Source organism: Motiliproteus sediminis (genome assembly GCF_017912535.1).
GTDB lineage: Bacteria > Pseudomonadota > Gammaproteobacteria > Pseudomonadales > Balneatricaceae > Motiliproteus > Motiliproteus sediminis.
This window is the reverse complement of record NZ_JAERQK010000002.1, coordinates 451007-461792: the sequence shown is the minus strand read 5'-3', so window position 1 is coordinate 461792 and position 10786 is coordinate 451007. Positions and strand designations below refer to the sequence as shown.

Below are 10786 nucleotides of genomic sequence, written 5' to 3'. Positions count from 1 at the left end.
CAGACCTGACGGCAGCGGAGGGTACAAAGGATATATGCGCACCATAAAAGCTGACCATTTCCAGTGCGCTGAAGAAGAAAAAGTATGTATCAAGGCCATCTTACATGCCTGAAAATAAAAAGTTGATATGAGCCAATCAAAATCAGAGGACCAGAAACTGGTCTTTACTATTTGAACTTGATTTTCCAAGAGCGATCAAGTCTCAATGGATTAACTTCTATTACTTTAGCGATACGTATCCAGCCAGCCTTGGAAAATGCCTTAACTGAAGAAGTGTTTGAATGCCAAATGCGGGCAAATAGTTGATGGAAGCCTTGCTCTGAAAGCCTAGCAGCAGAGTAATTTATCAGGGCTGGAGCTACTCCCTGTCCACGACAATCAGGCAATGACACAATCTGAACTAATTTTGCTTGGTAGGGCTGAAGAGGCCAAAAGTTACGCTTTCGATAGCGCTCGCCGTACCAGAAAAAACAAACTCCAATCAAACGGCCATTGTCGATGTAGCCGTAGGCATAGCTTCCGTCTCCTGCGTACCACGCTTGTTGTTGAATTAAATTATCACTGCTTGCCGCTATATCGGCTCCAGTTATTAGTTGAATCTTCGTGTTATAAGCCACACTGCTTTCTAAATTAGAACTTTTCAGGTCTAACGTATAAATATGATAAATGCCGTAATCACCAAATATCATTCTTATTATTTTTTTAACAAGAGCTTTCATAGATGATTTCATCTGGCTTTTCAGCCTGTCCCCCGCAACAAGTGTTTCACTTTTGTCTTTATGCCATATCGATCAAGAAAGTCACCTATGAAGCCAGAAAAATTGTCCAAAAATATCTGGCTAAGAATTATAATTTTGTTGCGAAAGCTCCTCTTGATGAAATAAATGTTAGCACACTGGCGCTGATGAGTGGCGAACTGTTGCTTATGGTGGGATTGTCCTTCTGTAAAGTCAAAATACTTCAGATCTTCATCATCAAACATTTGTTCAATAGCCAACCATTGAAGCACGGTTCCTACTGAAAAATTTGAGTATGAGGGGTCATACCCTAAGTAAGAATAAATCGCTACGGATTCTTTTACTGGGCAGAAAAGGTAGGAAACTGGTCTGGTTCCATCAAAAAGAACATAAGCTCTGACCTCTCCTTTGCTGGCTAAATCATGGCTGTTATTAATGAATTCGGGGTCGCCTGGAATCCCTCCGTCAAATAGCTTTTCTTGATATGTCAGTTCAGACACTTGGCGTGCATGCTTGAAAAAATCATTTATTTCATCAGGCTTATGATAGCTCTTCCAGCATATATCGCCACCAGAATGCTTTGCGTATTTTTTCAATTTTCGGCGGAGAGACGATCGGGTTTTTGATGAGAATTTTTGCTGATAATTTTCGAATCCTGTGCTTAAGTCGATATAGCAATGCTGATAAGTTAATGGGATGTAACAGTAATAATCTCCTAATCGAGAAAGCTTTGGTCGCGCTTTAGAGACAGGCAAGCTGCGTATTAAAAAACCCTGGCTGCTAAAAGCCAAGCCTTCAGAAGGCAATAGTGATTCAAATTGCTGTTCCTCGGCGTCACCAAGCTTCTTCTGGGTTACTTGCATTAATAGATTAGCTTTCCAAAAGCAGTAATCACTTATCTGAAACTTGAAGCTTACTGGTTGTAGTCGCCAACTATTCATCCATATCGCCTCCGATAAACTTGCTCTGCCATGCGCAAGCTGGTTCTCCACAAATTTGATTTTAATGGTTTTGGCTGACAAACAACTTGCGTACTGGAGAGACCTGTGAAGCGCTGCGTATTAAATACATCACGGTTTCGATCTAAGAAATCACACAACCATTCGAAGCGTTTTACAACGATAGGGTCAGGTCGATTTTTTTCTGTATTTAGCAATTCGAAGCTATGAGACAAGATGACAATATTTTGAAGGCCAGTTTCATATGCTTTCCACAATAGAGCTTCAAGCTCACGAATTGAACAAGCCGTCAACTGAATGTGACGCAGTGAGGGAGTGCCATCTTGATACACGGTCATCGGATATTCAATAACGCCTGAATAATGAACCGGCTCAAGTAATATTTTACCTGGCATTACACCGCTGTCTAACCCAAATTTAGAAGCATTGTAGCTGCTGTCAAAAATTATTCCATTTGTTGCTAGCGCCTTCAACGTATCGACATTGAAGGCAAAGCTACCAGCGCGAAAAGCGTTTATCGGTAATGCTCCAGCCTGATTTAATAGCTTCAAGCCTGATTTGATTAGCAGAGTCTGCTCATGCAAGTTAAAAAAGCGGAGATGTTGGCGCTTTTTTATTACATTTGGCAGAAGCGGCTGCCTCGCTTCATCAACCCATTCGGTGTGTAGATGGAGCTGTACTTCTTGATTTGACTCTTGAATAAGACTAACTATCTCCTTGAGAGGTTCCAGCCCAAAGCGTGCAGAAAATAGAGGCTCAACGAAGAAAACTCCATTGATACCATGATCATTCAGTAAATTTAGTTGGATTGGAAGCCCGTAATCACCTGTAGGTGTAGGACCATAGATATACTTACGAAATGCAGAGGGAAATCTGGTATCAATTTCATTCCAACCATCACACCAGATTTCTACATCAACTGTTATAAATACGTTAATCACTAAGGTCCTTCTCGGTTATATACACGCTGGGTTAATCCTGACCAGTTTATATTAGTCTGAAGCGTTCAAATGAGCACCCAATAATTTGCACTGGTCTCGATAGACACAGCTTAGCATGGGATACCTGGCCTTTGAGACGGTAGCCGCCACATCACCATGAAACAGCCGTGCTAGCATCCAGTTTTTCGCAGTTGGAGTCACCAAGGCGACAGGGTTAGGTGCCCGCTCTAGGTTCCTGATTGGCGTGCCTTACGAAGAATATTAGCAACGTCTAACTGTCTACTCTGGGGCTAATACCAGACAAAAGAAAAGGGCGCTTGATGCGCCCTTTATCATGGTGGTTAGCCGTCGATCTTCTTGTACTTGACCCGATGAGGGTCTCTGTATTCTCCGCGCTTTCGAAGGTCTGCCTCGTACTCGCTGTAGTTACCCTCGAAGAAGTTGACCTTGGAGTCACCTTCGTAGGCCAGGATGTGGGTGGCGATACGGTCGAGGAACCAGCGGTCGTGCGAGATCACCACGGCGCAGCCGGGGAACGCCAGAATCGCTTCTTCCAGCGCACGCAGGGTCTCTACGTCGAGGTCGTTGGTCGGTTCGTCGAGCAGCAGCACGTTGCCGCCCTCTTTCAGTAGCTTGGCCAGGTGCAGACGGTTGCGCTCACCGCCGGACAGATCCTTGACGAACTTCTGCTGGTCGGAGCCTTTGAAGTTGAAGCGGCCGGCGTAGGCGCGCGCGGGTACCTGATAGTTACCCACGGTGATGATGTCCTGGCCGTCGGAGATCTCGTCGAACACGGTCTTGCTGCCGTCAAGGTCGCGGCTCTGGTCGACGTAGGCCAGCTGCACGGTATCACCGATCACTACTTCGCCGGAGTCCGGTTGCTCCTGGCCGCTGATCATCTTGAACAGGGTCGATTTACCGGCACCATTACCGCCGATCACGCCGACGATGGCGCCCTGCGGGATGGTCAGGCTGAGATCTTCAAACAGCACCTTGTCGTTGAACTTCTTGCTGACGTTGTGCAGCTCGATCACCTTGTCGCCCAGGCGCGGTCCCGGCGGAATGTAGATCTCCTGGGTTTCGTTGCGGCTCTGGAATTCGCGCGAGTTCATCTCTTCGAACTGCTTCAAACGCGCTTTGGACTTGGACTGGCGGCCCTTGGCGCCCTGGCGTACCCACTCCAATTCGGCCTGGATCGACTTGCGGTGGGCGGCTTCCTGCTTGGCTTCAATCTCCAGCCGCTTCTCTTTCTGCTCCAGCCAGCTGGAGTAGTTGCCCTCGTAGGGAATACCGTGGCCACGGTCCAGTTCCAGAATCCAGCCGGCGGCGTTGTCGAGGAAGTAGCGGTCGTGGGTGATCGCCACCACGGTGCCGGGATAGTCGACCAGGAAGCGCTCCAGCCAGGCCACAGACTCGGCGTCCAGGTGGTTGGTGGGCTCGTCCAGCAGCAGCATGTCGGGCTTGGCCAACAGCAGGCGGCACAGCGCCACGCGGCGACGTTCACCACCGGAGAGGTGCTTTACTTCAGCTTCCCAGGGCGGCAGGCGCAGCGCATCGGCGGCCACTTCCAGGGTGCGGTCCAGGTTGTGGGCGTCGGTGGCCTGAATGATGTTTTCCAGTTTGGCCTGCTCGGCGGCGAGAGCGTCGAAGTCGGCATCGGGTTCGGCGTAGGCGGCGTAGACCGCGTCCAGCCGGGTTAAGGCGTCCTTGGCTTCGCTGACCGCTTCCTCGACCACTTCGCGCACGGTTTTGTTGTCGTCCAGTTCCGGCTCCTGCTGCAGATAGCCGATGTTTATGTCCGGCTGCGGCCGCGCTTCGCCGTTGTAGTCCTGGTCGACACCGGCCATGATCCGCAGCAGGGTGGATTTACCCGAACCATTCAGACCCAGTACGCCGATCTTGGCGCCGGGGAAGAAGGAGAGCGAGATGTCCTTGAGGATTTCACGCTTGGGCGGGACCACTTTGCCCACGCGGTTCATGGTAAAGACGTACTGTGCCATAGCTTCGACCTGTTGTTGGAGGGCGCCAACGGGCGCCGTGATTCAGTGACAATGGGCGCGATTTTACCGGACCTGAGATTCAAGTGCAGCAGCGCTTTGCTGCAAACTTTTCATCTGTCAGCGCGCGGCCTTCGGCTCCGGTAGTTCTACACTGTAATCGGCAGCAAAAAGTGATAATTACATCGCTTTTGTTTCCAGGTCATCAGACGGAAGAGGAGGACTGGTCATGAGCAACTTAACTCGATTCAACCGCTTGTTTGGCGACAGTTTCTTCGATGACTTCTTTCAGCCGCTGTCGCAGTCACGGGGTGACAAGATGCCCGCCATCGATGTGCATGAGTCCGACGAGCAATACCTGATTCGTGCCGACCTGCCGGGTATCGATAAAAAGGATGTTCAGGTAAAACTGGAAAACGGCATCCTTTCGATCGTGGCTGAATCCCGCAAAGAAGACAAAGAGGAAAAAGACGGCAGATTGATTCGCCAGGAACGTCACTACGGCCGCTTCGTGCGTCAGCTCTCTGTGGGCACCGACGTTGATCCGGCGCTGGTCAAGGCCAGTTTTACCGACGGCGTTCTGTCGCTGAGCTTGCCGAAAGTGAAAGAAGAGGCGGCCAAGGCCGTTGATATCAAGGTCCATTAGACCGATTAGTACCACTAAAAACGGCTCCCGGTGAGGAGCCGTTTTTAGTTGGGCGAGAGGGTTAGTCGCGTTTGAAGGCGAAACGGCCGCTGCCGAGGAAGGCGATAGCCAGGCCGCCCAGCAGATAAAAGGCCTGCAGCTCCAGCTGCCAGCCGCCGTGCTTGGTCAGCATGAACAGTTGGTGCATGTGTACCAAGCCGATGGCGAACAGCATGTTAACGACTACGATCAGGCCGGCATAGCGACTGAACACGCCGACAATCAGCATCAGCGCGGCGACCACTTCGCCGACAAATACGCCGTAGGCGAGAAACTCCGGCAAACCGGCGTTGCCGAGCTGGCCGGCGATGTAGTTGAGCGAGCCGGGGTTGAGAATCTTGGCCACGCCGTGAAACAGCATCAGCACACCCACGGTCAGGCGCAGGATCAGTTTACCGGCATCATCGTTCTTCAATAGAGACATCAACATGTTGCTTCCTTTTCGCTTGGTTGTGTTCTGCAGCCTCTGAGCCCTCCCGGGGAGCTAAGTTCCCACTGCCCGTTAAGATAATTAAGGTGCCTCAGACATGAGCGCAGCTTGTGAAAACTTGATGGCTTTTCATGTGCCGGTTGGCGAATAAATAGGCTATAATCGCGGGCTTTCTTAAGGGGGGCCGGTTCTCCGTCGGTCCGCCTCTGCACAGACTTTATCGCCAGGGGATAGCCAATGTTGAACAATGAGATGTCGATTGCCGAGTTCGATCCTGAAGTAGCCGCGGCTATCGCCGCCGAGCAGAAACGTCAGGAAGAGCATATCGAGCTGATCGCTTCCGAAAACTACGCCAGCCAGCGCTCCATGGAAGCGCAGGGTTCCTGTCTGACCAACAAGTACGCCGAAGGCTATCCCAACAAGCGTTACTACGGTGGCTGCGAGCACGTTGACGTGATCGAACAGCTGGCCATCGACCGCGCCAAGGCGCTGTTTGGTGCCGACTACGCCAACGTGCAGCCGCACTCCGGTTCTCAGGCCAACGCCGCCGTTTACATGGCGCTGTGCAAACCGGGTGACACTGTGCTGGGCATGAGCCTGGCCCATGGCGGCCACCTGACCCACGGTGCCACCGTGAGCTTCTCTGGCCGCATCTACAATGCGGTTCAGTACGGTCTCAATCCGGAGACCGGCGAGATCGATTACGCCGAAGTGGAGCGTCTGGCGCTGGAGCATAAGCCCACCATGATCGTGGCGGGTTTTTCTGCTTACTCCCGCATCGTTGACTGGCAGCGCTTCCGTGACATCGCTGACAAAGTGGGTGCCTACCTGTTCGTTGACATGGCCCACATCGCCGGCCTGGTGGCGGCGGGCGTTTATCCCTCGCCGATCGGCATTGCGGACGTGGTGACCACCACCACCCACAAGACCCTCGGCGGTCCTCGTGGCGGTCTGATCCTGGCCAAGGCTAACGAAGAGCTGGAAAAGAAACTGAACTTCGCGGTATTTCCAGAAAGCCAGGGTGGTCCGCTGATGCATGTGATCGCGGCCAAGGCGGTGTGCTTTAAAGAGGCGATGACCGACGAGTACAAGGCGTACCAGAAGCAGGTGGTGGCCAATGCTCAGGCGATGGCCAAAGTGTTCATGGATCGCGGTATCGATATCGTTTCCAACGGTACCGACGACCATCTGTTCCTGGTCGATCTGATCAAGAAAGATATCACCGGTAAAGACGCCGATGCCGCTCTGGGTCGTGCCAATATCACCGTCAACAAGAACTCGGTGCCCAACGATCCGCGTTCACCCTTCGTGACCAGCGGTCTGCGCATCGGTTCGCCGGCGATTACCCGCCGTGGTTTTGGCGAAAAAGAAGCGACCGAGCTGGCCGGCTGGATCTGCGATATCCTCGACGATATCAGCAACGAGGCGACCATCGAACGGGTCAAGCAGCAGGTGCTGGAACTCTGCTCACGCTTCCCCGTTTACAAGTAAGTCGCCAGCAACGGTAAGGGTTGCAAGCCCCGGTCTTCACGGACCGGGGCTTTGCCGTTTTTAATCTGCCCCCTTTGTTAAGCCTGACTTCGAACGCGAGAACCGCCCATGCGCTGCCCATTTTGTAAGGCTCAGGAAACCAAGGTGATCGATTCGCGCCTGGTGGCCGATGGCGATCAGGTGCGTCGCCGGCGTGAGTGTCTGTCGTGCAGCGAGCGTTACACCACCTACGAGATCGCCGAGTTGTTGATGCCGAAGGTGGTGAAGCAAGATGGTACCCGCCAGCCTTTCGACGAAGAGAAGCTGCGTGCCGGTATCCAGCGCTCGCTGGAGAAACGCCCGGTCAGCGTGGAGCAGGTGGAGTCCTGTATCAACCGCATCAAGCACAGCCTGCGCGCCACCGGTGAACGGGAGGTCAGCTCGATGATGGTGGGTGAGGCCGTGATGAAAGAGCTGCGCCGCTTGGATCAGGTGGCCTACGTCCGCTTCGCCTCGGTCTATCGCAGCTTCCAGGACCTGAACGAGTTCAAGGCTGAGATCGAACGGCTGTCATCACAACCGGAAGAGAGCGACAGTTGATGTTCAGCGCCGCCGATCATCGCTACATGAGCCGTGCGCTGCAGCTCGCCGCGGAGGGGCTCTGCACCACCGAGCCCAACCCGCGGGTGGGCTGCGTACTGGTGCGTGACGGCGGAATCGTCGGTGAAGGCTACCACCAGCGCGCCGGCGAAGGGCATGCCGAGGTCAACGCCCTGGCGATGGCCGGCGAGCGTGCCCAAGGTGCCACCGCTTACGTGACCCTGGAGCCTTGCTCCCACTTTGGCAAGACGCCGCCCTGCAGTGATGCGCTGGTCAAGGCGGGCGTGACGCGGGTGGTCTCGGCGATGGAGGATCCCAATCCGCAGGTCAGTGGTCGTGGCCATCAGCGTTTGCGCGATGCCGGCATCGAGGTCGCCAGCGGCCTGATGCAGATCCAGGCCGAAGCGCTCAATCCCGGCTTTATCAAGCGTATGCGTGAGGGGCTGCCCTACGTGCGCATCAAGCAGGCGATGAGTCTGGACGGTCGCACGGCGATGGCATCGGGCGAATCCCAGTGGATCACCGGACCGGCAGCGCGCAGCGACGTGCAGAAACTGCGCGCGCGCAGCAGCGCGGTAATGACTGGCAGCGGCACCTTGCTGGCCGACAATCCGGCGTTGACCCTGCGAGCCGAACAACTCGGGCTGGCCAACGCCGATCAGGTGGTGCGCCGTCAGCCGTTGCGGGTGGTGCTTGATAGTCAGCTGCAGATACCGCTGGATGCGGCGATACTGCACCAGCCGGGTACCACCCTGCTGGTCCATGGCGGTGCCGATGCTGCCAGGGTGGAAGCGCTGCAGCAGCGGGGTGCAACCCTGGTCGAACGTGACAGTCGCGATCTGGAGGCGGTGCTGCGCTGGTTGGCGCGTGATCATCAGTGCAACGAGTTGCTGGTCGAAGCCGGTGCTACGCTGACCGGTGCGCTGCTGCGCGCGGGGTTGGTGGATGAGCTGGTGATCTATCTGGCACCCACGCTGCTTGGGTCCAGTGCGCGCCCGCTGTTTGAGCTGCCGTTGACGCGGATGGCCGAGCAGCAGCGGCTGATCCTCAGGGATCAGCGTATGCTGGGCGATGACTTGCGCTTGACCTATTCGCTGGCAGGGCAGGCGCTGGCGCCCGTTGAGGAGAACTAAAATGTTTACCGGTATTGTCGAAGCGATAGGCGAAATAGCCGAACTGCGACCGGTGTCCGGCGATCTGCGGCTGCGTATTCGTAGTGGTGGTCTGGATCTGGGCGACGTCAAGCTGGGCGACAGTATTGCCGTCAACGGCGTCTGTCTGACGGTTACCGAGCTGCCGGGCGATGGCTTCTGGGCCGACGTTTCACGGGAAACGCTGGCACACACCGAGTTTGAAAAGCTGCGTCCGGGGGATCAGGTCAATCTGGAAAAGGCGCTGATGCCCACCAGTCGCCTGGGCGGCCATATCGTCAGCGGTCACGTGGATGGCATCGGTGAGGTGATCGATCGCCGTGAGGATGGCCGCGCGATTCGCTTCAGGATTCGTGCGCCGGAGTCGCTGGGGCGTTATATCGCACCCAAGGGGTCGATCTGTGTCGATGGCATCAGCCTGACCGTCAACGCTGTCGAAGGGGCTGTGTTCGAGCTGACCATCGTGCCCCATACCCTAGAAGAAACCCTGATTAAGTATTACAGTGTCGGCCGGCGGGTGAACCTGGAAGTGGACATCATCGCCCGCTATCTGGAACGCCTGCTGACCGGGTCGCACCATGCGGCCGCCACCGACGGGCAGGACGCGGATTCAAAGGCGGAAGGGCTCACCTTCGCCTTTCTCGCCAGCCACGGATTTAACGGCCGACGTTAGCAAACACCAAGCGGGAGAGTTTAATGGCGCTCAATAGCACAGCCGAGCTGATCGAAGATATCCGTCAGGGCAAGATGGTGATCCTGATGGACGATGAGGATCGTGAAAATGAAGGCGATCTTATTATCGCGGCGGAGAAGGTGCGCCCGGAAGATATCAATTTCATGGCCAAACACGCCCGCGGCCTGATCTGTCTGACCCTGACCCGCGCCCACTGTGAGCGGCTCAAGCTGCCGCTGATGGTGCAGAATAACGGCGCCCAGTATTCCACCAACTTCACCCTCTCCATCGAAGCGGCAGAGGGTGTCACCACCGGTATTTCCGCCGCGGATCGCGCCCATACGGTACAAACCGCGGTAAAGCCCAGCGTGCAGCCGGAAGATATCGTTCAGCCCGGCCACATTTTCCCGTTGATGGCTCAGCCCGGTGGTGTTTTGAGTCGAGCGGGGCATACCGAAGCCGGTTGCGATCTGGCCCGTCTGGCGGGCTGTACGCCAGCGTCGGTGATTGTCGAGATCATGAACGAGGACGGCACCATGGCGCGCCGCCCCGATCTGGAAGCGTTTGCCGCCGAGCATGACCTGAAAATCGGTACCATTGCCGACCTGATCCACTACCGCAACCTCAACGAACACACAATCGAACGCATCAGTGATGACCGGTTGCAAACGGAAGCGGGCGAGTTCCGGGTGATCAGTTACCGTGACAGCATCTATAACGCCTCCCATCTGGCGATGGTCAAGGGCACTATCGATCCGAACCAGCCGACGTTGGTGCGGGTGCATATGGGTGATGCGTTGCGCGATGTGATCGGCGCACTACCCAGCGAAGGGCCTAAGTGGTCGCTGCGCAAGTCGCTGCAAAAGGTGGCTGATGAAGGGGCTGGCGTGGTGGTGCTGTTGGGAGACCCTCAGCCAGCCGATCTGGCCTACAGTCTGGAGTCCCATCTGAACAACCGCCCGGCTCGACCGGCCAATACCGATGGCACCGGCAGTTACCTGACCATCGGTACTGGCTCTCAGATTTTGCGCGATCTTGGCGTAGGCAAGATGCGCCTGCTGAGCTCGCCGATCCGTTTCAACGCACTGTCCGGCTTCGATCTGGAAATCGTTGAGTTTATTCCTTGCGAAGCCTGAACCAAGA

Annotated in this window: 11 protein-coding genes; 6 read left to right on the top strand and 5 right to left on the bottom strand. The window is 55.0% G+C overall.

Annotated features, from left to right (window positions below):
• Positions 1-167: 167 nt before the first annotated feature.
• From JJQ76_RS06690 to ettA, 4 genes are all read right to left on the bottom strand, one after another.
• Entirely contained in the window at positions 168-731 is a 564-nt protein-coding gene (locus tag JJQ76_RS06690) for a GNAT family N-acetyltransferase (RefSeq protein ID WP_210395937.1), read from the bottom strand.
• Between the two features lie 8 nt (positions 732-739).
• Positions 740-1678 (bottom strand): GNAT family N-acetyltransferase, encoded by a 939-nt coding sequence (locus tag JJQ76_RS06685; RefSeq protein WP_210395936.1) that lies wholly within the window; start codon positions 1676-1678, stop codon positions 740-742.
• A complete protein-coding gene (locus JJQ76_RS06680) occupies positions 1675-2637 on the bottom strand; it encodes a polysaccharide deacetylase family protein (protein WP_210395935.1) in 963 nt (320 codons plus the stop codon). The genes JJQ76_RS06685 and JJQ76_RS06680 overlap by 4 nt, the downstream gene beginning before the upstream one ends.
• A 341-nt stretch (positions 2638-2978) precedes the next feature.
• On the bottom strand, positions 2979-4637 hold the full coding sequence (gene ettA / locus JJQ76_RS06675; protein WP_210395934.1) for an energy-dependent translational throttle protein EttA: 1659 nt from the start codon (positions 4635-4637) through the stop codon (positions 2979-2981).
• A 226-nt stretch (positions 4638-4863) separates the two neighbouring features.
• On the opposite strand from ettA, the gene JJQ76_RS06670 reads away from it, so the two are divergent.
• Positions 4864-5280, top strand: a complete 417-nt coding sequence (locus JJQ76_RS06670; RefSeq protein WP_210395933.1) for an Hsp20/alpha crystallin family protein — start codon at positions 4864-4866, stop codon at positions 5278-5280.
• Between the two features lie 61 nt (positions 5281-5341).
• On the opposite strand, the gene JJQ76_RS06665 is transcribed toward JJQ76_RS06670, so the two are convergent.
• Positions 5342-5749, bottom strand: coding sequence for a DoxX family protein (locus tag JJQ76_RS06665; protein WP_343232488.1), 408 nt, complete (start codon positions 5747-5749; stop codon positions 5342-5344).
• Positions 5750-5986: 237 nt separating this feature from the next.
• Here JJQ76_RS06665 and glyA point away from each other — a divergent pair, with 237 nt between their 5' ends.
• The 5 genes from glyA to ribBA all read left to right on the top strand — a co-directional run bounded on the left by glyA (position 5987) and on the right by ribBA (position 10779).
• Positions 5987-7240: a serine hydroxymethyltransferase gene (gene glyA / locus JJQ76_RS06660; protein WP_210395932.1), complete on the top strand. Its 1254-nt coding sequence runs from the start codon at positions 5987-5989 to the stop codon at positions 7238-7240.
• A 108-nt stretch (positions 7241-7348) separates the two neighbouring features.
• Positions 7349-7819: a transcriptional regulator NrdR gene (gene nrdR, locus JJQ76_RS06655; RefSeq protein ID WP_210395931.1), complete on the top strand. Its 471-nt coding sequence runs from the start codon at positions 7349-7351 to the stop codon at positions 7817-7819.
• A complete protein-coding gene (gene ribD, locus JJQ76_RS06650) occupies positions 7819-8952 on the top strand; it encodes a bifunctional diaminohydroxyphosphoribosylaminopyrimidine deaminase/5-amino-6-(5-phosphoribosylamino)uracil reductase RibD (RefSeq protein WP_210395930.1) in 1134 nt (377 codons plus the stop codon). Before nrdR ends, ribD begins: the two co-directional genes overlap by 1 nt.
• Position 8953: 1 nt before the next feature.
• Positions 8954-9643: a riboflavin synthase gene (locus tag JJQ76_RS06645; RefSeq protein ID WP_210395929.1), complete on the top strand. Its 690-nt coding sequence runs from the start codon at positions 8954-8956 to the stop codon at positions 9641-9643.
• Between the two features lie 23 nt (positions 9644-9666).
• The gene (ribBA, locus tag JJQ76_RS06640) at positions 9667-10779 is read left to right on the top strand and encodes a bifunctional 3,4-dihydroxy-2-butanone-4-phosphate synthase/GTP cyclohydrolase II (RefSeq protein ID WP_210395928.1); all 1113 of its coding nucleotides are present in this window, start codon (positions 9667-9669) and stop codon (positions 10777-10779) included.
• Positions 10780-10786: the final 7 nt, after the last annotated feature.

Excerpts from the sequence above, each read along its gene's own strand:
- ettA (WP_210395934.1), bottom strand. The coding sequence starts at position 4,637 with ATGGCACAGTACGTCTTTACCATGAACCGCGTGGGCAAAGTGGTCCCG.
- JJQ76_RS06665 (WP_343232488.1), bottom strand. The coding sequence starts at position 5,749 with ATGTTGATGTCTCTATTGAAGAACGATGATGCCGGTAAACTGATCCTG.
- ribD (WP_210395930.1), top strand. The coding sequence starts at position 7,819 with ATGTTCAGCGCCGCCGATCATCGCTACATGAGCCGTGCGCTGCAGCTC.
- ribBA (WP_210395928.1), top strand. The coding sequence starts at position 9,667 with ATGGCGCTCAATAGCACAGCCGAGCTGATCGAAGATATCCGTCAGGGC.
- JJQ76_RS06645 (WP_210395929.1), top strand. The coding sequence starts at position 8,954 with ATGTTTACCGGTATTGTCGAAGCGATAGGCGAAATAGCCGAACTGCGA.
- JJQ76_RS06685 (WP_210395936.1), bottom strand. The coding sequence starts at position 1,678 with ATGAATAGTTGGCGACTACAACCAGTAAGCTTCAAGTTTCAGATAAGT.
- glyA (WP_210395932.1), top strand. The coding sequence starts at position 5,987 with ATGTTGAACAATGAGATGTCGATTGCCGAGTTCGATCCTGAAGTAGCC.
- JJQ76_RS06690 (WP_210395937.1), bottom strand. The coding sequence starts at position 731 with ATGAAATCATCTATGAAAGCTCTTGTTAAAAAAATAATAAGAATGATA.
- nrdR (WP_210395931.1), top strand. The coding sequence starts at position 7,349 with ATGCGCTGCCCATTTTGTAAGGCTCAGGAAACCAAGGTGATCGATTCG.
- JJQ76_RS06670 (WP_210395933.1), top strand. The coding sequence starts at position 4,864 with ATGAGCAACTTAACTCGATTCAACCGCTTGTTTGGCGACAGTTTCTTC.